At 46.6% G+C, this 21,848-nt stretch carries 18 protein-coding genes and 1 pseudogene; 2 read left to right on the plus strand and 17 right to left on the minus strand.

Going from position 1 to position 21,848, the window contains the following annotated elements; genetic code table 11:
- Positions 1 to 202: pseudogene (locus tag H0R92_RS07085) on the plus strand (Rpn family recombination-promoting nuclease/putative transposase); the annotation flags it as partial.
- A 46-nt stretch (positions 203 to 248) separates the two neighbouring features.
- Here the strand turns inward: H0R92_RS07085 and H0R92_RS07090 are convergent.
- From H0R92_RS07090 to H0R92_RS07110, 5 genes are all read right to left on the minus strand, one after another.
- Positions 249 to 908, minus strand: coding sequence for a class I SAM-dependent methyltransferase (locus H0R92_RS07090; protein ID WP_432962566.1), 660 nt, complete (start codon positions 906 to 908; stop codon positions 249 to 251).
- A gap of 236 nt (positions 909 to 1,144) precedes the next feature.
- On the minus strand, positions 1,145 to 2,833 hold the full coding sequence (locus tag H0R92_RS07095; protein WP_432962567.1) for an ABC transporter substrate-binding protein: 1,689 nt from the start codon (positions 2,831 to 2,833) through the stop codon (positions 1,145 to 1,147).
- A gap of 146 nt (positions 2,834 to 2,979) precedes the next feature.
- Positions 2,980 to 3,891 carry a carbohydrate ABC transporter permease gene (locus tag H0R92_RS07100; RefSeq protein WP_432962569.1) on the minus strand — a complete coding sequence of 304 codons (912 nt, stop codon included), beginning with the start codon at positions 3,889 to 3,891 and terminating at the stop codon, positions 2,980 to 2,982.
- Positions 3,885 to 4,799 carry an ABC transporter permease gene (locus tag H0R92_RS07105; RefSeq protein WP_428771205.1) on the minus strand — a complete coding sequence of 305 codons (915 nt, stop codon included), beginning with the start codon at positions 4,797 to 4,799 and terminating at the stop codon, positions 3,885 to 3,887. Before H0R92_RS07105 ends, H0R92_RS07100 begins: the two co-directional genes overlap by 7 nt.
- A 141-nt stretch (positions 4,800 to 4,940) precedes the next feature.
- Positions 4,941 to 7,067, minus strand: a complete 2,127-nt coding sequence (locus H0R92_RS07110; RefSeq protein WP_432962571.1) for a methyl-accepting chemotaxis protein — start codon at positions 7,065 to 7,067, stop codon at positions 4,941 to 4,943.
- 293 nt (positions 7,068 to 7,360) lie between these two features.
- Here H0R92_RS07110 and H0R92_RS07115 point away from each other — a divergent pair, with 293 nt between their 5' ends.
- A complete protein-coding gene (locus tag H0R92_RS07115; RefSeq protein WP_432962573.1) occupies positions 7,361 to 8,818 on the plus strand; it encodes an alpha-L-fucosidase in 1,458 nt (485 codons plus the stop codon).
- Between the two features lie 64 nt (positions 8,819 to 8,882).
- On the opposite strand, the gene H0R92_RS07120 is transcribed toward H0R92_RS07115, so the two are convergent.
- The 12 genes from H0R92_RS07120 to H0R92_RS07175 form a co-directional block, all read right to left on the minus strand.
- Positions 8,883 to 9,716: an Rpn family recombination-promoting nuclease/putative transposase gene (locus H0R92_RS07120; RefSeq protein ID WP_428771197.1), complete on the minus strand. Its 834-nt coding sequence runs from the start codon at positions 9,714 to 9,716 to the stop codon at positions 8,883 to 8,885.
- Between the two features lie 291 nt (positions 9,717 to 10,007).
- A complete protein-coding gene (locus tag H0R92_RS07125; protein WP_432962575.1) occupies positions 10,008 to 10,745 on the minus strand; it encodes a DUF4469 domain-containing protein in 738 nt (245 codons plus the stop codon).
- Between the two features lie 526 nt (positions 10,746 to 11,271).
- A complete protein-coding gene (locus tag H0R92_RS07130; RefSeq protein ID WP_432962577.1) occupies positions 11,272 to 11,703 on the minus strand; it encodes a hypothetical protein in 432 nt (143 codons plus the stop codon).
- A 15-nt stretch (positions 11,704 to 11,718) separates the two neighbouring features.
- Positions 11,719 to 13,284, minus strand: coding sequence for a leucine-rich repeat domain-containing protein (locus H0R92_RS07135; protein WP_432962579.1), 1,566 nt, complete (start codon positions 13,282 to 13,284; stop codon positions 11,719 to 11,721).
- Between the two features lie 9 nt (positions 13,285 to 13,293).
- Positions 13,294 to 13,794, minus strand: coding sequence for a hypothetical protein (locus H0R92_RS07140; RefSeq protein ID WP_432962581.1), 501 nt, complete (start codon positions 13,792 to 13,794; stop codon positions 13,294 to 13,296).
- Positions 13,795 to 13,887: 93 nt separating this feature from the next.
- Positions 13,888 to 15,420 carry an ATP-dependent protease ATPase subunit HslU gene (hslU, locus tag H0R92_RS07145; protein WP_432962583.1) on the minus strand — a complete coding sequence of 511 codons (1,533 nt, stop codon included), beginning with the start codon at positions 15,418 to 15,420 and terminating at the stop codon, positions 13,888 to 13,890.
- Positions 15,421 to 15,960, minus strand: coding sequence for an ATP-dependent protease subunit HslV (gene hslV, locus H0R92_RS07150; protein ID WP_428771154.1), 540 nt, complete (start codon positions 15,958 to 15,960; stop codon positions 15,421 to 15,423). It lies immediately after the preceding gene.
- An 8-nt stretch (positions 15,961 to 15,968) separates the two neighbouring features.
- The gene (locus tag H0R92_RS07155; protein ID WP_432962585.1) at positions 15,969 to 16,982 is read right to left on the minus strand and encodes a tyrosine-type recombinase/integrase; all 1,014 of its coding nucleotides are present in this window, start codon (positions 16,980 to 16,982) and stop codon (positions 15,969 to 15,971) included.
- A 1-nt stretch (position 16,983) separates the two neighbouring features.
- On the minus strand, positions 16,984 to 19,131 hold the full coding sequence (gene topA / locus H0R92_RS07160) for a type I DNA topoisomerase (protein WP_432962587.1): 2,148 nt from the start codon (positions 19,129 to 19,131) through the stop codon (positions 16,984 to 16,986).
- Between the two features lie 16 nt (positions 19,132 to 19,147).
- Positions 19,148 to 20,092 (minus strand): DNA-processing protein DprA, encoded by a 945-nt coding sequence (dprA, locus tag H0R92_RS07165; protein ID WP_432962589.1) that lies wholly within the window; start codon positions 20,090 to 20,092, stop codon positions 19,148 to 19,150.
- Positions 20,089 to 20,877, minus strand: coding sequence for a tetratricopeptide repeat protein (locus tag H0R92_RS07170; RefSeq protein ID WP_432962591.1), 789 nt, complete (start codon positions 20,875 to 20,877; stop codon positions 20,089 to 20,091). The genes dprA and H0R92_RS07170 overlap by 4 nt, the downstream gene beginning before the upstream one ends.
- A gap of 31 nt (positions 20,878 to 20,908) precedes the next feature.
- The gene (locus tag H0R92_RS07175; protein ID WP_432962593.1) at positions 20,909 to 21,844 is read right to left on the minus strand and encodes a tyrosine-type recombinase/integrase; all 936 of its coding nucleotides are present in this window, start codon (positions 21,842 to 21,844) and stop codon (positions 20,909 to 20,911) included.
- Between the last annotated feature and the right edge of the window lie 4 nt (positions 21,845 to 21,848).

Here is a 21,848-nt window from a genome sequence, read left to right on the forward strand (position 1 = left end):
AGCCGGAATACAGGAAGGAATTCAAACAGGCATAGCACAAGGCAGAAGTGAAGGCATAGCACAAGGCAGAAGTGAGGGTATTGTTCAAGGTTCTTATCAAAAAGCTCTTGAAACAGCCAAACTCATGAAGCTAAAAAATTGTGATACTGATTTTATTATGGAAATAACAGGTCTTTCCCAATCTGAAGTTGAAAAGCTGTAAAACAAAAAAAACGCGTCCTACACAAAAATAGGAGATATGTTCCGCTTTATTTTCGGTTTTCGCCCAGTATAAAGTAATGCCATGAGCCGTATTCTTTTCCGTTTACAATCATGTCCTGCGTATGCTGCAAGTCTATAATTCTTATACCTTCAAAAAGTGCGGAAATGCTTTCGGCGTCGGCAAAAAAATGGGGAATGCCGTTTTCCGGGCCGTCTTCAACCTTTATAACGGTATTTTCGTCTAAAACGGGAAAACCGGCTTCTTTATAACTCCATGCATTTTTAGAGCATAAGGTTACATACAGTTCTCCCCCGCTTTTAACTGTCCGTTTTATTTCGCCGAGTATTTTTTGTATGCCCGCCGTATCCGTATGAGAAATAACGTGATAAGCCAAAAGGCAGTCGAATGAATCGTCTGTATACGGAAGCGAAATCATATCGCCCGAACGGACGCTGATATTCAATTTTTTATCGGCCGCCTCTGCGCGCAGCGGCTCGAGGGCCGAAGCCGAAAGATCAAAGGCATCAACGGTAAAACCTTGCTGCGCAAAAAAGAGCGAATGCCGCCCCAAGCCGCAGCCCAAATCAAAAAGGCGTGAATATCCTTTGCATTTCCACCGCGCAGCCAAATAATGGACGATTTGTGCCGGCTCTTTCCAAGAATCCCGATCCGCCTTGTCCCAATTCCACGCCTTATGTTCGGCCATGTGTTTTTCCAGGGGAGGGAAGACACTTTTTCGGATAAAAGTTTTCTTCCCTCCCCTATAACCCCTCCCATCTTCAAAAGAACCGCTTAGGGCTTAGCCAGCCCTAAGAACCCGGCCTATACAGCTGACAGCTGTATGTTCGATATTATCTTTAAATGTGAGCAATTCTTAAGAATTGCGAACCTAAAGCTATTTTTATGCGAGTTTAGCGCACTATTTGTGCGCTAAACTTACACCTACTTATACTGGCGGTCGTAGGCGGCCTGCATATTGGCAAGAACGTCCTGCAAGCGCAGCTTATCGAGGTTTTTAAGATAGGCGTCCCATTCTTTGTCGCTGTGTACGTCGAGGGTGCCGACCATAAACTTAACGGCGCTTTGGCGGATATAGTTTGCCAATTCCTGTTTAACGGTCGAAAACTTTTCGTTTTCTTCGGCGGTGTATTTGAGCGGCGGAACTTCGTTCTTTACGTTTGCATAGGGTTTGTACAGATTGTGAGTTTCGTCGTACAATACCTTTTCGAGGTTTTTCGGTGCATAATAATCGCCGGTCAAATCGGCTGCTTGTCCCAAGCGGAAAGCGGAGGTTTCTCCGATAGTATGACCTTCGATAAAGGTTACGTTTTGCGGATCCTTATCGTTCCAAGGCTTAAGCTGTTTCCAAATGGCCTTTTTGCCGTCCAATCCCACATCGGAGGCGGAAGCCCATGCCCATGCATCGCCTTCGTTTCCGTATTTTTGCTTAAGCGTTCCTTCGGTGCTGTACATATAGTCGAAGTAGCGCAAAATAGCTTCGGCATAGGGTGTTTTGGCGGACAATACGAGGGCGCCCGTTCCCGGAGTGGGTAAAAAGTTAACCGCTTCGCGTACGCCTTTGGGGCCTTTTAAAGGAGCGATGGCCTGGAAGTGTAAAAAGCGCTCTCCGCTTAACGAAGAAAATTGACCTCTCCATCCGCCGGTTACAAAACCGACAACCGGCTGGGCGGCGCTTTCAACCAGCTGGGTAAGCTGACTTGAATCCTGTGTAAAAGAGCCGTTGTAAATAAGGCCTTCTTTATACAGTCTATTGATGTATTTAAGAGCTTCGCGGTAAGCGGCTTTATTTACGGCTGTGTCCACTTTTTTACCGTTCATCATATATCCTACATTGCCTTCGGCGCCGGCACCGGTATTCGTATCGAGGTCGCAGTAAATAAAGGAGTTCATCAAAAAGCGTTCTACCTGATCGTTCCATCCGATGATTGAACCTGCCAAGGGAATCTCGTCTTTTTTGCCGTTGCCGTTCGGATCCTTATCGCGCATGGCAACCAGAACCTTGTAAAAATCTTCGGTTGTTTCGGGAACTTCCAAACCGAGCTTGTCGAGGAAGGGCTTGTAGACAAACATCTTGGCGGCATTTGTACAGTGGTAACATACTTCCAAACGGGGCAAAGAATAGATGTTGCCGTCGGTCATAGTCATAAAGCCCATTGCACCGGGGAAATCCTGCAAGGCTTTGTTCAGGTTGGGCAGGGTTCCGTCCGAATAGAATTTATTTAAAGGCATAAAGAGCTTTTCTTCGGCACCGTATGTTGTTTCTTCCGCAAAGCCTAAAACACGTTCAAAGCCGAAAAAAGCGTCGGGTAAATCGCCGCTTGCCAAGGTTAAGGCGAGTTTTTCTTTTGCAGCCTGTTCGGGAACCATAATCCAATTTACTTTAACGCCCGTTTTTTGTTCCATGAATTTGGAAAATTCGTTTGTGTTAAAGTCTTCAACACAGGGCGGCTGCGGCACCATAATATTTACGGTAATAGGTTCGGATACAACAGGATAGCTTCCCTTTGCCGTGTACTTGACCTTTGAAGCCGCGGCGGAATCTTTACCTCCGGCGGCAAACACGCATACGGCCGACACGAGGACAATGGCCATAGTTGCAAGTTTTTTCATAACTTTTCCTCCATAATTTTTAAGCGGTAAACGAACACCCGTTGTTAAACCGCCCGTATACTCACCGCGCATACGCACGGAAGTTTGCATTTTATTCGGCACAGCGACACGTTTCAGTGCGCCTCTGCTACTCGGCACTGCCGAGCTCAGCCTTTTACCGATCCTATCATAACGCCCTTAACAAAGTGTTTTTGTACAAAGGGATATAAAACCAAAAGCGGAACGCTGGCTACCACAATGAGGGCGTACTTTATCGTTTCGGCCAAGCCCTGAGTACGGGCGGCGGCTTCAACATCCGAAAGCATACTCGGGTCGGTTCTGTTTACAATCAAGATGTTACGCAGTACAATCTGTAAGGGATACAGCTTTTTATCCTGCAAAAACACAAGGGCGTCGAAATAGCTGTTCCACAATACAACCGCGTAAAACAAAGCCAAAACCGCAATAATCGCCCCCGATAAGGGGATGACGATTTCGAAAAAAAAGCGCAAATCCGAACATCCGTCGATTTGGGCGGCATCGTATAATTCGTTTGTAATCGTTTCCTGCAAAAAGGTACGTGCGATAATAACGTTCCATACGTTTACGGCGTTCGGCAGCACCAAAGCCCAGCGCGTGTTGTACAATCCGATATTTTTTACAACAAGGTACAAGGGAATAAGGCCGCCCGAAAACAGCATGGTTACCATAATGAATTTGGTAACGAAGTTCCGCCCGTAAAATTCCTTACGCGAAAGCGGATAGGCAAGCAGCATCGAAAGCGACACGCTGATAAAGGTTCCCAGCGCAACATAAATAATCGAGTTCATATAACCTGAAACGATGTCCTTATTCGCAAAAACCGCCTTATAGCTTATCGTGTCGAAGTCGACCGGAAAAAGCCATACCTTGTGTGCGATAACCGCTTGGGGCGAACTGAACGAACTCGACACAATATAGACAAGCGGATATAAGACTACTACAAAACACAAAAGTAAAAATACGTTGTTTATAAGGTTGAAGATACGGTCGGCGCGTATTTCGCGTACCCGTGAAACCGGTTTTGATTTATTTACCATAATCCGCCCTCATCTTTTTTTGCCTTTGCCAATTTATTGAATAAAAGAATAAGGCATACGTTTATAATCGAATTGATAACACCGATTGCCGTCGAATAACTGAAATCGCTGTTTACCAAACCCATTTTATACACATAGGTCGACATAATTTCGGCCGTTTCCAAGTTTAAGGGGTTTTGCATTAAAAAAGCTTTTTCAAAGCCCAAACTCATAACAAAGCCCATGTTCAAAATAAACATAATGACAATCGTGCTTTTTATGCCGGGTAAATCAACGTGCCATATTTTTTGAAATTTATTTACGCCGTCTACGCGGGCGGCTTCATACAGTTCGGGGTTAATCGAAGTAAGGGCGGCAAGGTAGATAATCGCGTTGTAACCCGTGTTTTGCCACAAAGCCGACCATACATAAATATGACGGAAGAGGCCCGGCTCGCCCATAAAGTTGCGCGCTTCCAAGCCCAAATAACCGCGTATTACGTTGAAAAGGCCGAGGGCGGGATTCATAAACTGCATCAAAATCGAAACCATAACGACCGTCGATATAAAATACGGGGCGTAGGTTATCATTTGCACCGATTTACGCCATGCTTTACTTTGCGTTTCGTTCAACGCAAGGGCCATAATAACGGCAAGGGGAATCGACGCAAAAAGGGCGTACATACTTAAAATAAAGGTATTCCACATAATTTGCAGGGCCGACGGGTTGCTGAAAAACTTGATAAATTGATTTAAGCCGACCCAGGGACTGCCCCAAATGCCCTTAGATACACGGTACTTTTTAAAGGCAAGCAAAATACCGTACATGGGAATGTACTTGAACAAAATAAAATAAATCATCGGAAGCGCAACAATGAGGTAAAACTGCCAATGCGCGCATACTTTTTGTTTAAACTTCTTATCGAGCATAGATACAGTATTACATCGGAATGCGTATTTTGAAAGCGTCGATATTTTAAAATCGGGTATGCTTATATAAAAAGATGAGGCATTTTTAAAAAAACAAGGCGTTTATTATAAAAAAATAAACGCCTTTAATAAAATCGGGGCTTACACTTTAAATTTTTCCACTTCCCGTACAAGACTTTCGATACTCTGTTTATTTTTTTGCGTAATTTCATTCACTTCCTGTACGGCATTATTTATTTGAACGGCTCCGGCGGCCATTTCGTTCATGCTGCCTGTAATAATACGGGTTAAACCGTCCAGTTTATCCATCTCGTGTGCAATACCCTCACCGCCGCGCAGCATTTCGTCCGAACCTTCTTTTACTTCAACCGTTACCGCATTAATATCGCGGATTGCCGCAAGAACTTCTTTACTGCCCTTTTCCTGCTCATACATAGCTTCGGTTAAACGGCTGCTCATTGTTTTAACATTTTCGGCCAAAGAAAAAATCGCATTGAATTTTTCTTCTACGGTTTTGGAAGAAACGGAAAGCGTTTCTATTTCACCGGACAGTGTTTTTAATGTCGATGTTATCGTTTTTCCCTGCACGGAAGATTCTTCGGCAAGTTTACGGATTTCATCGGCAACAACCGCAAAACCCTTCCCCGCTTCGCCTGCATGAGCGGCTTCGATAGCCGCATTCATAGCCAATAAGTTTGTTTGACCGGCAATATGCTGAATAACATTGGAAGCTTCTATCAAACTGCCCGATTCTTCGGCAATTTTTTGCGTTATCGCATTTGAACTCGATAAGGTTTCCTTACCTGCCGCAGTCGCGGATGCCAAATCTTTAATAACACTGTCGCTTTTACCGAGCGTCTGCGTAATCGATGCAATATTGGCAACCATTTGCTCTATTGCCGAAGAAGATTGGGCAACGCTCGCCGCTTGCGTTTCGATACTGCCGTTTAATTGCTTTATGGTACTTATAATTTCGCCGACGTTTTCGGCCGTTACGGCAACGCTCTCGGCTTGTGTCATTGCCTGCTGTTTAATGCCGTCAATATTCGCACTGATTTGATTTATGGCGCTTGCCGTTTCGATCATATTGCTGGAAAGTTCGGTGCCTATACTTTGCATAGTTCGGGTATTTCCGCCGACAGACTTTATGGATACCCCTATTTTTTCGATTGTCCGGTTAAAATACCGCGCCAATTCGCTTACTTCATCGTTACCCTGAATCGGCAGCCGGACGGTTAAATCGCCTTCACCTTGTGCAATATTTTTAAGCGCATCGGCGACACCTGCAACGGGCTTTACCATTTCCCGTGCAATCAAAAAGATAATCAAAAGCACAACAGCTAAAATGATGAATCCCGTAATTACCAGTGAAAGACGCAAATCATGTATTGTTCCCAAAAATTCTTCCACGGGAGCCATTATTACCAATGTCCAGCCGGTGGTTTTCAATTTGGCAAAAGAAGCGATATACTGTACATTTTCATACCAAAATAAATCCACATCGGAAGCACGGGCGGAAACGGCGCTTTGTTCAAATGCGGCAAGGGTGGCAAGAGAGGAATCCTTTTGTGCCAATACCGAAGCGTTTCGCTGTTCTTTAACCCACTGTATATCTTTATATGCAATTGTCGTTCCCGTAACTCCCAGTACATACGCTTCACCGGTTTTACCGACTACGATATCGTCAATGGATTCGGTAAGCCACAAACCGTTGACGCTTCCTGCCAAAATAGCGGCAACTCTGCGGTTTTCATCATAAATCGGAACGGCAAAAACACCTACCAAATCCCGGGAGCCGGTACGGGAAATAAGCGGTTCGGAAAAAAAGTTTTTACCCGCAATTGCCGACTTAAACCATTCCCGGTCGCTTACCGGAATAACGACTCCGCTGTTCGTATGCCTGTTGCCCTCTATATCGGTAATATCCAATTCCAATACGGCTTCATTAAATGCTATTTCGCGTTTGAGAAATTCCGTCTTTTCAAGATATGAATACGACGGATCCGTAAGTATCGGCATACGGGCTATTCCTTCAAAAAATTGGAAAAAAGCGGTTATTCTGCCGTCCAATATTTCCGCCGTATCGGCCGCCTTATCTATGAGATGAGTTTCGATTTTTTCCGTTACGGCTTTTCTGGCAGTTCTCACCGCTAAAACGCCTTGTATCGAACCGGCTGTAAAAACCAAAAGGCCGAAAATAATAAGCAGCTTTTTTCGAATGGAAAACAATTTGTGCGGTGCGCCGACTTTTTTTTCTTTTGCAGTCATACGGGGTACTCCTCTGAGTAAGAAATCTTTTTGTGTAACGGAGCCGAAAAACTCCGTAACACAAAATAAAAAAAAACAAAAAAATTGTCAACTAAGCTCTTTTCGGAATACACGGCACAGCATGCCGCATAAAAAGCGGTATCGTGTGCAAGCCTTATTAAGGGGCGTTTTTTTTAAAACAGGTCATTTACCGAAAAAAACATTTTGCCCCTGTTGCATAATGTAAAATAAGCTTATAATACGGTTACGGTTTATATTGAATCGATTATAATAAGCGTTATTCGGAGCATACTATGAAAAAAAACTTATATTCGGCCGAACAGCTGCATAGAATACAAAACTGGCAAAATCTGCAATTCGGCATGTTTATTCACTTCGGACTTTATTCGCTTGCAGGCGGCTGTTGGAAGGGTAAGCCCGTAAAACGGGGTTATTGCGAGCAAATACTTTCGCACGGGGAACTTCCGAAAGCCGACTACGAAGCGTTAATGCACGAGTTCCGTATACCGGACTTTAACGCCGAGGATATCGCCCGCCTTGCAAAAGCGGCCGGCATGCGCTATATAGTGCTCACCTCAAAACACCACGACGGCTTTTGCCTGTTTAATACAAAGACAACCGATTACAATTCCGTGAACGCCGCATGTAAGCGCGACATCGTTGCCGAACTTGCCGCCGCCTGTAAAAAAGAAGGTCTTGCATTCGGCTTGTATTTTTCGCTCATCGACTGGCACTGCCCCGATGCCCTCCCGATAAGCGCCCATAATTCCGACCGAATACCGCCGAAACACCACGAATACAATCTCGCCCAATTAACCGAATTGTTGACGAATTACGGCGCTATCTGCGAGTTATGGCTCGATATGGGACACCCGACGGCCGAACAGTCAACAGAAATAAAAAAGCTTGTTCATTCGCTTCAAAAGCATATTATGATTAACGGCCGTATATGGAACGATATGGGCGACTTTGCAACCATGCCCGATAACGAACTACCGGAATTGCCCTTGGACGAATACGAATTGAATGTGCCATGGCAAACGCCTGCTTCGATTTATAAAGAAACATGGGGCTATAAAAGTTGGCAGGAACGCGGCAGTGCGGACGAAAAAACGGCGGAATTAACCGAAAGCCTGCGCCGGGTGGTATCGGGCGGCGGCAATTATTTATTGAACATAGGGCCGGACAATACGGGAAGGGTTATTCCCTTTGAAAAAGAAGTATTGGAAGGCATAGGCCGCTCTTTAAAAGAAAGCCCCCTACCCGTCCGCGATTTTACCGGTTCGGTTTTCGGCCCGTCCGCTGCCGGCGGTGCCCAAAACTCCTCTGCAGGAGAATCGGACAGCGGAGCACGGCAGTCTCCCCTTATTAAAGCCGAAAAAGACGGTTCCTTTATACTGAATAAGTGCACAAACCTGTTCCGCTATACGGGCGAAGAATATTACGGCTTGCGCCCCATTGTAACCGGTAAGCGCTGGCGCTTGGAAACACCGCCCGAAAACACCGATCGCACCCGTATCTTGGGCTGGAAATGCGTTTCACCCCTCAAAGAAGACATTAAACTGTGCTTTGAAGATGACGATACGCGCATATATTTTCCGCTGCGCAAGGGAAAAACGCGCGGTATTATACACTCCGAATACCGCTTGCCGAACCGCCCTATAAGCGTTTTGGAGCTTTCAACCGTCGGCAGCCCCCTGGAACGCGGAGCACTTATCCCGGACAGCATTGTGTTGACTTTGGAAGGGTAACGGTAAAAAGAACGATAAAACGGTAGAATATGTGAGGATACGAGCCTATACGGTTCGCCCGATTTTAGGAGAGTTCGGCGATTTCCGCTTCCGAAAGCCCGGTAACCCTGCCGATAAAATCAGCCGCACAATTTTCCTTTTTCATTAGGGCCGCTGTTGCCAATGCTTTTTGACGGGCACCTTCGGTAAGCCCGTCTTTTCGACCTCTATCAAAACCGATGGCTTCACCTTCAATACGTCCTTCTCTGCGTAAATCGTATTCACGGATATTCAATGACATATAGGTACTCCTGAATTGTTCGTTTAACTTTGCCGTTTCAACAAGCTCGTCTATATCTTTGGTAAAATCGCTTGTTGCCCGCTTTTTGCACAGGTACTCTAAAAAAGCATGAAGTTCCTTGTTTACTTCCCTGCCGTATGCACTTGCATTATAAAACACTTTGTAGGATTTGTCATCAAGAAAAAGAGCATTATTCTCGCTACAGACATTGCGGAAGGTATACACAGGTAAATCCTGTTTAAACGGGTCCGTAAGACAGATAAACATCACATAGCTTTCTTTAAGCTCATCATAGCCCTGTCCTGTCAACAGATTATCGACATCCATAAGACTTTGATAATAGCGAGTGCGTTTGGCAAGGGCGGGCCGTGTTGATGTTTGCATTTCTATATCAAAGGTGCGTTCATCATCGGCCGCATAGACATCCAGACGGATTCCCTTACTTTCATAGAAGGGGGCAATCGTTTTTTGTAAAGACGGGTATTCTATTTTGCCGACCTTAATATGTAACAGACGTTCGATAACACCCTTGCAGATTTCCGGATTTTTCATAATTGTGCCGAACATGAAGTCGTCAGTGAATGTCAGTTCATCTACAGTCTTAAAAACATAGGACATAACTTTTACCTCCACCTATATATATAGGTGTGCGGTGACAAAAAAAAGAGACTTTTTACGGAAAAAAGCGGAATAATTTTACTAAAATTGAAGCGGGAACATAGGGAACCTGTTCTTCTATGAAGCGGGCGAAGAATACTGCGGTTTGCGTCCGATTGAAACCGGTAAGCGATAATCAAAGAGGATTTGACAGAGGGTACAAGGGGCCTTTGATAAGGCGGGCAAAGCCCCTTTGATAAGGCGTACAAAAAGGGTTTGATACAGCGGACAAAGGGGCTTTGACAAGCGGTTTTAAGCTTTTGCAGTACAGGAGAGTTTATAGACAATTTCACGTAATTCTTTAAGAGGGGCGGCTCCTGCCGAGTACTTTGTTTTTACAACGATGCTTACCTTTCCCGCAGGAACCGCAGCGGGTACGCGGGCGATTATTTGGCTCGGCTGGTTTACCGAGAGGCGGCGCGTAACCTTGTGTTCGGTGCCGTCCGCAAGGCGGAAAAAGACGCCTTGAGCCGCATCGGTTTCGTCAATTTTAAGCTTGTTGCCTTCGATGATGATGTCGTCACCTATTGTTAAGGTGCCGTCGTTTAAGCCCGTTGCGGTGTCGGTGATTGCCGTAATGCGGGCGCTTTCTTCTTTTGCACCCATTACCTTTACGCCGATTGCGTCAAGCACCGTGCGTAAGTCGGCGGTGGGGATGAGGTCTACCGTACGTTTGTGCACCTTTTCGTCGTAGGGGGCGTTTTCGGTAGCCCACACACCCGACACGCGCGGGCTTATTTGCACAAGTCCGTCCATAAAGCTGATGCCCTCTTGGATAAGGTCTTTAACCGCCTTGTCGCGCATGTTGAGGATGTTGATGATGGTTTCTTTTCGGAATTCGGTGCGCTCCTTTGTGATGAGCTCCGCAATGTCCTCGTTACGCTGAGTTGCGGCGTGAGCGTGAACGTCCGCAATACAGTCGCGGTCGTTTTCTTTTGTTAAGGTGTTGGGACGAAGATAGACTTCCCAAACGCTTTTCTTTTTTGCCATAACATACCTCCTAAGTATTAGGGGGAGAGAGGACACCCCGTTCCGGGCAGGGTTTCCTCTCTCCCCTTGCCCCCTCTCACTTTCCCGCACAGCCAAAGGCCTCGCCGGCCTTTGGAATCCGGCCTATACAGCTGACAGCTGTATGTTCGATATTATCTTTAAGTGTGAGCAATTCTTCAGAATTGCGAACCTAAAGTTTTTTTATGCGATGTTTTGCGAAGCAAAACTCGTCGTGCAAACGGGCGGCGCCATTTGTGCCGCCCGTTTGCACAATGTGCAGATTTTTTGCGCGGTGCCCATGCCTCACCGCCTGTTTCATCTAATGCCGCTGTATTCTCTCCCCTCATTCGCAGTCCCGAACAGGATGTTCGGGAAAGCTTTATATCGGCATAAAATCGCACACGGATGTGCGATTTTATGCCTCCCGGCACGGATGCCGGAAAAGTTCCATATATCCACGTTTGCCTACGGCAAACGTGCAGCGCAAAATCACACACGAATGTGTGATTTTGCGCCCGCGGCGACTTTACAGTTTGTTTCCCGGGGGCGTAAAGGCGGCGATAAGGGCTTGTTCGAATATGCAGGTGTGTGCCTTCGGAGAAAACTTCGACTCGTCGTTTGTAATTAAAGCGTCGATTTCGCTGCGGTCGAACATGCACACGTCTATGGGGCCGTTTTGGGACGCAAGCAAATTGTACAAGTCGGAGTTCTGCGACGCTTTGCTTTGAAACTCCCGCCTGAGCCGCTCGCCGAATATACCGTATGTATCGCCCGTTTCGCCTGAAGTCATTCCCACGTATAAGATTTTTTTGTTAAACGAGTGCACGTAAACTCCCGACTTGAGCGCGTAGTCGCCGAGCTGTGTACGCGACCAGGTTTCGCCCTCCGATGCAACGTTAACGGGTATACTGCGCGCAAAGATTTCTTCCTTTTTCGGAATAGTAATGGTAACCGTCATAATCTTCCTCCTTGACTAGTCAATTGGATCTATTTTGCCTGCGACAACGCCGCTTGCTATAAGTTTTTCTTTTACCCCGCTGCCTTTTTTAACCCTAAATCGTGCCTTATCACAGAGGGAAAAAGCATCGCTGCCGATTTCGGTAAGCTTTGTTGTACAAGAGGAAAGATCAAATAGAGTTACCTCAGTACAGATCGAAAAAGCATACAGGTCGATTTTTTGAAGGTTTGCAGGGAACTTCACTTCGGTCAAGCCTTTACAGCCGGAAAAAGCCCATCCACCTATTGTGTGAAGGCCTGAAGGTAAGTTTAATGTTCCCGTTAAACCCGTACAGCCGAAAAAAGCGTTTCCACCGATTGTGTGAAGGCTTGAAGGTAAGTTTAATGTTCCCGTTAAACCCGTACAGTAGGAAAAAGCGTTTCCACCGATTGTGTGAAGGCTTGAAGGTAAGTTTAATGTTCCCGTTAAACCCGTACAGCCGGAAAAAGCGCTTTCCTCGATTTTTTGAAGGTTTGCAGGAAACTTCAATTCGGTTAAACCCGTACACTTGTAAAAAGCATACATGTCGATTTTTTGAAGGTTTGCGGGAAATTTCACTTCGGTTAAACCCTCACACCCTGAAAAAGCAAATTTACCGATTGTTTTCAGATTTTCAGGGAACTTCACCTCCGTTAAGTCCGTACACCTCTGAAAACTACGATCGCCGATAGCTTGAAGATTTTCAGGGAACTTCACCTCCGTTAAGTCCGTACACCTCCAAAAACTACAATCGCCGATAGCTTGAAGATTTTCAGGTAAGTTCACCTTTTTTAAGCCCGTGCAATCCCTAAAACTATTGCTGCCTATTTCGGTAAGCTCCGTACAAGCCGAAAAGTCCGCGGTATGCAGCCCTGTACAGCCGCCAAAAGTTCCATTGTACGCACCGCCTCCGTAATCCTCACCGTTTTCAATTTTTTTAAGGCTTTTAGGAAACCTTACCTGTGTCAATTCCTCACATTTATAAAAAGCGTCTTTGGTGATTTCGATAATTCCGTCGGGGATAATGATTTTTCCCTTCGGCTTATCTCCCGTATACCCCTTTACGACGCCGTTCTCTATCTTGAATGCCTTAAAGTTTGTTACGGCGTACACGGTTGTATCGGCACTAAACACGGTTGTATCGGTTATAAGTTCGCCGTTTTCATCGGTTACCCTCCACTCGTGGATACCGTACGCTCCCGCAGGCAATTGCCATTCGGTTTCTAAGGAAACCTTTGGCTCAATCTCACCCTCACCCTTTATTTGCGCCCATGTTTTACCATTGTCCACAACTATAAAATCGGGAGCCGCTATAGTTGTGCGCTCATCGCCCTTTATGGTAAGACGGACTGTGCCTCCGCCGCCTCCGCCCGACGACCCGCCTCCTGAACCTCCGCCTGAGCCTCCCCCGGAACCTGTTCCGCCGGAGCTGCCTCCCGACGAACCGGCAGAATCCGCCGGCGGTTTTGCGCCGCCCGAAGCGTTCGGACAGCCCGTAAACAAAATTGCACAAACCAACAACAGCGCCGATATAATCACGGCACTTTTTTTTACGTTTTTCATCGTACCCTCCTAATAAAACGTATACATATTATCCCTGCCGCCTTTTACACACGGCACATCGGGGTACATACGTGCGGTATGCACCCTGAGTCCGCGCGTTTTTGCGGAAATGAAAACAATTTCGGGAATATGAATTAAAAAGCTGTATGCCCTGCGAGTTTGCGGAACCGCAAACTCGTCGCGCGGCAGTGCGCGCAGCGCACTGCCGCGCCGTTTGCAGCGGGCTTTTAGAGAAAGATAAGCATCTTCGGGAATGCGAGTTATAAAAGCCGTATGTTCGCGAGTTTCGCCGGCTGCGCCTGCGAAACTCGAAGCATAAAAACTCGTTGCCCTGCAGCGAGCTTTTATGCAGGTAACTGGTAACTGGTAACTGGTAACTGGTAACTGGTAACTGGTAACTAAGGGCATTATACGGCGCGCGTTTTCTTTGTCAAGTACTTTTTTTACAAAAGAGATTTTTGTATCTTTGTACGCAGGTGCACAGCGTTCCGCTTGATGCAGTTCCTTCATACCATACAGTATAACATACTTTAGGCAAAAAATCCACTTTCCTTTATCAACCCGGGCACAAACGGAACGCCGTGGAGGCAAAGCCCCGAAACCTTACAATATATACTTGGACAAGTCCTGATTTTGAACAATGTCCTTTAAGCGCTCGTCGACGTATTCGCCGGTAATCTCTATGGTTTCGCCCGTATGTTCGTCGGCACTGAACGACAGTTCTTCCAAAAGGGTTTCCATAATGGTGTGCAGACGGCGCGCTCCGATGTTTTCCATGCGCGAGTTCGTATCGGCGGCAAGGGTACTCATGCGCGTAATCGCTTCGGGTTTAAAGACAATGTGTACGTCTTCGGTTGCCAAAAGCTCGGTGTATTGACGGGTTAAAGCGTTTTTAGGCTCGGTTAAAATGCGCTCAAAGTCTTCGGCGTTTAAAGAATCCAATTCCACGCGCAGGGGAAACCGCCCTTGCAGTTCGGGAATCAAATCCGAAGGCTTGGACAAATTGAACGCTCCCGCGGCAATAAAGAGGATGTGAGTGGTATCGACAACTCCGTATTTTGTATTGACCGAAGAGCCTTCGACAATGGGCAGTATGTCGCGCTGAACGCCTTCGCGCGATACGTTTGCTCCGTTTCCATGTCCTTCCACGGCAATCTTATCGATTTCGTCTATAAAGATAATGCCCATTTGCTCAACACGCTCGCGTGCCGCATCGGCTGCCTTATCGGGGTCGGTCATGCGGTCCAAATGTTCTTCAAGCAAAATCTGGCGCGCTTCCGCAACGGTTACCGAGCGTTTTTTAGTGCGCGAACCGTTGAGCATCGACGAAATGTTTTGCATAACGCTTTCCATATCTTCGGGACTGCCCCCTGCGATAATTTCCATCGAGGGCATTCTTTGTTTCTTTTGCACGGTGATTTCTATTTCGCGCCCCTCAAGTTTACCTTCACGCAGCATGGTGCGGAACTTTTCGCGCGTTGCGCTCATACTGCCGTCTTTTTCGCCCGATACATCGGGTGCCGCTTCGCCTTCGGTTCCGGCCGTTTCGGCGGAAGAGTCCGTAAGCTGAACGCCGCCCCGCTTTTCGGACGTTTCCGGCTCACTTTCTTTTTCCTGCGACACGGGGGAGCCGAAAATATTAAAGGGAAGCATAAAGCCTCCTCCTTCGCTTTTTGGCTCTTTTGCACTCTTTTTATGTTTTTTGCCGCTTCCGGGAAGGAGTAAATCCAACAAATCTTCTTCGACCTTTTCACCTGCGGCGGCTTTTAACTGCTCCTGCATTTCGGCTTTAACCATGTTATAGCCGACCGCCATTAAGTCGCGCACCATGGATTCGACATCGCGGCCTACATAGCCTACTTCGGTGTACTTGGTCGCTTCAACCTTTATAAAGGGTGCCCCGCATAATTTGGCAAGGCGGCGCGCTATTTCGGTTTTTCCGACTCCCGTCGGGCCTATCATTAAAATATTTTTGGGTGCGATTTCTTCGCGTATATCTTCGGGCAGTTTTAAGCGGCGCGTACGGTTTCTAAGAGCGACCGCAACCGAGCGTTTTGCTTTTTTTTGCCCGATAATGTAGGTGTCCAACTGTTCGACTATTTGCTTGGGTGTTAAATCTTCAAGACCCTCTTTCATTTATAATTCCTCCGCGGTAATATGACCGTTTGTATAAATACAGATTTCTCCGGCGATTTTTAAGCTTTTTTCGGCAATTTCCAGCGCGCTTAAATCGGACGATTCCATATAGGCAAGGGCAGCCGCATAAGCGTAGTTGCCGCCCGAACCGATTGCCAATACGTCGTTTTCAGGCTCGATAACGTCTCCGGTGCCCGATATAAGCAGGATTTTATCCTTACTTGCGGCTAAAAGCAGGGCTTCCAAATTGCGCAGCGCCTTGTCCGTGCGCCACATTTTGGCAAGTTCCACTGCCGCCCGCGTAATATCGCCCGAATATTCCTGAAGCTTCATTTCGAATTTATCGAACAGGTTAAAGGCATCGGCGGTAGCCCCGGCAAAACCGGTAAGTACTTTACCGTCATACATTTTGCGCACTTTGCGGGCATTACCCTTCATAACGGTTTGTCCCATCGTAACCTGTCCGTCGCCGGCCATGGCAACCTTTCCGTTCCGTTTTATTGCAATAACCGTTGTACTGCGAATCTTCGTTTGTTTCATCTATCCCTCTATTCCTTTGGTTTTGTTTCCGTTTTGGAGCCGTGAGCGGGCTCATGTTTCGAGCCGTGCGGGTGTGCTCTGTTATATAAAGCCTTTAATTCGGCACTCGTTATATGCGTATAACGCTGGGTGGTCGATAAACTCGCATGTCCCAGCATTTCCTGTACCGAACGTATATCCGCCCCCTCGCGTATCATCGCCGTTGCAAAGGTATGACGGAACGTATGAGGCGATACATGGCGTTTTGTTCCCTCCAAGGACGAATAACGGCTCACTATAAAGCGTATTCCGCGTGCGCTGAGGTTTGTGCCGCTTCGGTTTATAAAGAGCGTTTGAGCGCCTTTATACGCCTCTTCTCCCTTTTCGCGGAGTTTTTGCTCACGTTCGCCGATATAGGTTTTTAAAGCGTCAACCGCCTCGGCCGAAAAAAAAACGCGCCGGTCTTTTCCGCCCTTGCCCCGTACCAAAGCCGAATCAAGGCGCACCGAAATATCGCTCATTTTAAGAGAAGCAAGCTCGGACACGCGGCAGCCCGACGAATACAGGGCTTCAAAAAGCGCTCTGTCGCGCGCTTCCCACAAAAGGGGGGCCTTTGAAGGCTGAGCGCACATTTCGTCTATTTCGGCCGCATTCATAAATTTGGGAACGCGCACGGGCATTTTAACGTTCTTTAAATCCTCTGCGGGGTTTACTTTAATATACTCAAATCTGCGGCAATAGGCAAAAAAATTCCGCACCGACGCGGAAAACCGGTTTATGCTCGAAGCCGCCCTGTTTTCGCGCGAAAGCATACCGATACAGGCGCGTAAATTTTCGCCCGTTACGGAAGCCAAAGCGGGTTCCGCACCCGTGTTTTGCGCGGAAGCGTTCACTCGGATAAGCATAGTCCTCATCGCTTCCAAGTCGTTTCGGTACGCGCTCACCGAATGGGGCGATAGGCCCCGCACCCCGCCCTGCCATGCAAGAAATTCTTGAATTAAATCTTCAAAGCTTTGTTCACAGGCATCGGTTTTCCGCATCATCTTATTTTTCTTCGACTCCGAGCGGAACTTGAAGGTTTTCGTCTTCCGCGGTATGCAGATAATCGCAATCGGGATTTATACAAGACTTATAGGTACCGTTTTTTTTGTCGTATTTTTCAACTAAAAATTGACCGCATTTGGGACATTGGGCGTTTATGGGTTTAAAGTGGCTGATAAAATCGCATTCCGGATAATTCGTACAGCCGTAAAATTCCTTTCCTCTGCCCTTTGTTTTGCGCGCAACGATTTCTCCCTTACAACCTTCACGCGGGCATTGTGCAAGCGGTACCGAACGGGTATTTTTACACTCCGGAAAACCCGAACAGGCAAGAAAATAACCGAAACGTCCCAGTTTTTTTATCATCGGCTTTCCGCACAGTTCGCATACCTTATCGGTCGGCTCGTCCATCGTTCCCTTATAGCTTTCCAAAGTGGTCATAACCTCTTCAACACGATTGTGGAAGGGTTTATAAAAATCATCCATCATTTCGGTCCAGCGGACGTTGTTTTCTTCCACTAAATCCAAGTTGCGCTCGACTTCGGCGGTAAAGTTTTCGTTTATAACTTCGGGAAACGAATCGACTAAGATATCGTTTATAATACGTCCCAGAGGAGTGGGAACAAGCTGGCGGTTATTGCGCGTAACGTAATAGCGGTCGAGTAAAACCGATATAATCGGCGCATAGGTTGAAGGACGGCCTATACCCTTTTCTTCGAGGGTTTTAACGATTGAAGCGTCCGTGTAGCGCGCAGGCCCTTGCGTAAAATGCTGTTCGGGCGAAAATTCGGATAAATCAAGCTTTTCACCGGTTTTGAGAGCCGGTAAGCGGATACTTGTATTTTCTTTGGAAAAAAGAAGCTTGGTAACGCTGTAAAAGCCCTTATCGACGATTTTACTTGCGGAAATCCGAAAAACGGCTTCCCCCGCTTTAATGTCTACACTCGTAGTTTCGCTTTTTGCATTATTCATTTGACTTGATACAAAGGCTTCCCAAATAAGCGTATACAAACGTAATTGATCGCGGTTTAGATATTCTTTTACGTATTCGGGCGTATATTCGGTATAAGTCGGCCTGATTGCTTCGTGGGCGTCTTGAGCTTTTTTTCCGACGCTGTAGTGAACGGCTTGCGGCGGCAATTGTGCAGGATAATTTTTTTGCAGCCAGGTTCGCACATCTTCTATGGCAACGTCGGATATACGCACTGAATCGGTACGCATATAGGTAATAAGACCTACACGGCTTGAACCGATGTTTACGCCTTCGTACAGCTGCTGGGCAATTTGCATTGTTTTACGCGATGTAAAGCCGAGTTTGTTTGCCGCCGCTTGCTGAAGTTTCGAAGTTGTAAAAGGCGCTTTGGGTTTGAGAATACGGTCGGTTGTTTTTATGTCGGCAACAATGCAATCGGCATTCCGAATTTCGGCAATAATATCCTGAACGCTTTTTTCCGAAGGCAATTCGGGCTTTTTTCCCTTGTACTGCACCAATTCGGCGGTAAAAGAGGTTTTACCTTTTTTAAATTCGGCTTCAAGCGACCAATATTCTTCAGGTAAAAATTCTTCAACGGCTTTTTCCCGTTCGCACAGCAAACGCAGAGCTACCGACTGCACACGGCCGGCCGATAATCCGTTTTTTACCTTTTTCCACAATAAGGGCGATAAGTTATAACCTACCAGCCGGTCGAGCACGCGGCGCGCTTTTTGGGCGTTTACCTTTGCTTCGTCTATATCGGAAGGGTTCATAACCGCTTCTTTAATTGCGGCAGGCGTTATTTCGTTAAATACGATACGCTTTATTGAAGCCGGTGTTTTTGCACTCAACGAGTTGCGTAAATGCCAGGCTATAGCCTCTCCTTCGCGGTCGTTATCGCTTGCCAGCAGCACTTCGCCGGCTTTTTTAGCGTCTTTTTGCAATTCTTTAAGCAGGGGAGCCCTGCCGCGCACGGTTATGTATTCGGGTTCAAAACCGTTTTCGACATTTATTGCCATACGTGACTTAGGCAAATCGATTAAATGTCCCATCGAAGCTTTTACCGTATAGCCCGGCCCCAAATACTTTTCTATCGTCTTTGCTTTTGCCGGCGACTCTACAATAATAAGAGTGGATTGTTCTTTATTTTTTTTCTTTGTTTCTTTTCGTACTGCCATATTGTAACTCCAAAAACTACAGTCTTAAGCCGGTTTCTTTTTTTTCGCTTCGTTCCGCTGTAAGCTGGGCTATGACATCCCGTGCATCGGAAACGACACAAGCACCGTCCGCTATATAATTGCTCACCTGCCGCATTTGTTTTTTTGTCCGCAAAAGATTGACAGCCGGACCTTCCGTATAATCCAAAGCACAGGAATGAAAACATAATTCCCGATTTTGCTCAAGCGCAAAATCGGCCGTAATTAAAGCCCCTGATCCGGCAGGCGCTTCGACAATAACCGTTACGAGGCTTAAAGCGGATATTATACGGTTGCGCTGCGGAAAATGCCATTTTTCGGCGCCCGTGCCCGGGGCATATTCGCTTATTATACAACCGCCGGAATTAAGTATCGCCTCGGCCAAGCGTTTATTTGAAACCGGCGTTACGGTATCCGCTCCGGAACCCAAAACGGCAGCGGTTTTTCCCCCGCCAACGGCGCCTGCATGAGCACAGGCATCTATACCTAACGCAAGTCCCGATACAACGGTAAAACCGGCTTGTGCAAGCTCAAAACCCAATTGTTTTGCACTTCGCATTCCCCTGCCGGTCGGACGCCGTGTTCCGACTACGGCCGCACAAGGAGCCGATAAAATTGCCGCACTGCCGCGGTAAAACAAAGCATAGGGCGGATCGTATATTTCATTTAATAAGGGCGGCCAAAAAGGATCATCATAAAACAGCACATCGGTATGAAATGTTGTCATTAATTTTAAGTCCGTTTCGGCTTGCCGTTCTATATGTTCCGGCATCCAAAGCTTTGTATGAATAACCCTTCCTATTATGTATGAAAGATCATCTATAGAAAGTAACGCAAGGCGGGATATCGTGTCAAGCTTTTTTTCAAGAAGTTTTTTTTCCGAAAACTTCAAAAAGCCGAGGCGACTTATCGCCAAACGCAAAGCAATATTTTGTACACTCATTGCTGTTTACCGCTGTACAGAGCGTCCAAAGCCGTTTTTTTATTTGCTTGCGCATCCGCAAGTTTTGCATTATTTTTTGTGTTAAGCATAATGCGGTCGTACATATCCGCCGCCGCTTGATAATTATAAGTCATATAATAGGCACGTGCCAACAAAAACATAGCGTCAATATGCTTTGTATCTATCGCTAAAAGGCGTTCCAAAAGCGGAACGGCTTTTTCACTCATGTTCATTTCAAAAACATAGAGAACCGCAAGACCGTACAAAGAGCGCACATAGCGCGGTTCCAATTCCAATGCACGCATATATGCCGATTCGGCTAATAAAAGATAGGAATTACGCTGCTTTGCCGATACGGCCGATGAAAAATCAAGTTCGCTCTTAGCCATATAACCGGCACACACGCCGATATAATAATACAGGTTTTGATTGTCCGGATGATACTGCGCGGCCGATTTAAAAGCATCGAGGGCTTTTCCGTACATACGGTTATCGAGATAACGCACACCGAGAATCTTATACCAAATACCGATTTGATTGTCGGCCGCCATAATATCTTCAACCCGCCGCTGGTATTTTTGGATTGCTTCTTCTATCTCCGCTTCCGTTTGAGGATTGCCGACCCCTTCTTCCAAAGACTGAACGCGCTTTATATAATTGACGTTCGGCCGGCAGGCAAGGGTACAAAAAGTCATAAGTACAATGCCTACCGTTGTACAGAGCAAATGCGAATGTGCAAAAAAAGAAAAACCGGCTTTGCGTTTGCAGCACACTGTTACATTCATATAAAAAATATCGCTTATATTTACTCTTATGTCAACCGTTTTTTTTATGAGTGTTTTTATGTCCGGGGAAAAATTCCGTATGGCAGCTATGTAAAGCGGTATCGTCTATATGTGTATATATTTGTGTCGTAGAAAGGTCTGCATGGCCCAAAAGTTCCTGCACACTGCGTAAATCGGCGCCGCCGGCAAGCAGATGGGTTGCAAAAGAATGACGAAGGGTATGCACCTTTGCATTAACGCCCGAAAGCGCTTCAAGCTCCTGAAAACGCTTCCAAATACCCTTGCGCGAAAGCCGCTTGCCCCGATAATTGACAAAAAGCCAGGGTACCGAAGGATTTTTAACCAGCTCTCCCCTGCCCTTTTCAAGCCAATTGCGTAAATGTACGACAGCCTCATCTCCGAAGGGTACCATTCGCTCCTTATCTCCTTTTCCACGCACCCACAAAAGGCGCTCGTCGAGATGAAGGTTTTGCAGTTCCAAAGCCGAAACTTCGCCGATACGAAGGCCGGACGAATATACCAATTCAAAAAGGGCGCGGTCGCGTAAGCCCAGGGGGCCTGAGGTATCTATAACCGAAAGCAGTTTATCCACTTCTTCAACGGCAAGAACGCGCGGAAGTCGGCGCTTTGCACGCGGTCTTTGCAGTAAAAGAGCGGTATTTTCGCTCCATACGCCGATACGCACCAAATACGCGCCGAACGAACGCAGGGCCGAAATATCCTTTGCTATCGTCAATTCATCGGCACCGGCATTATGCGCATCCCCCGTTTTACGGGCTACAAGATAATACAGTAAATCCTGAATCGTAAGAAAACGGTAATCGATGTGTTTTTCGGCACACCAATTTAAAAGTTCTTTTACCGCCGTTTTATAGGTTTCGGCCGTCAGTACGCCTTTACGCTCTACAGTCAAGAGGTCGTTGTAAAAGCGTTCAAGCACAGTGTCCGCGGAATTTTCTTCCGGCATACCG

This window comes from Treponema sp. OMZ 840, assembly GCF_050937815.1.
Lineage (GTDB): Bacteria > Spirochaetota > Spirochaetia > Treponematales > Treponemataceae > Treponema_C.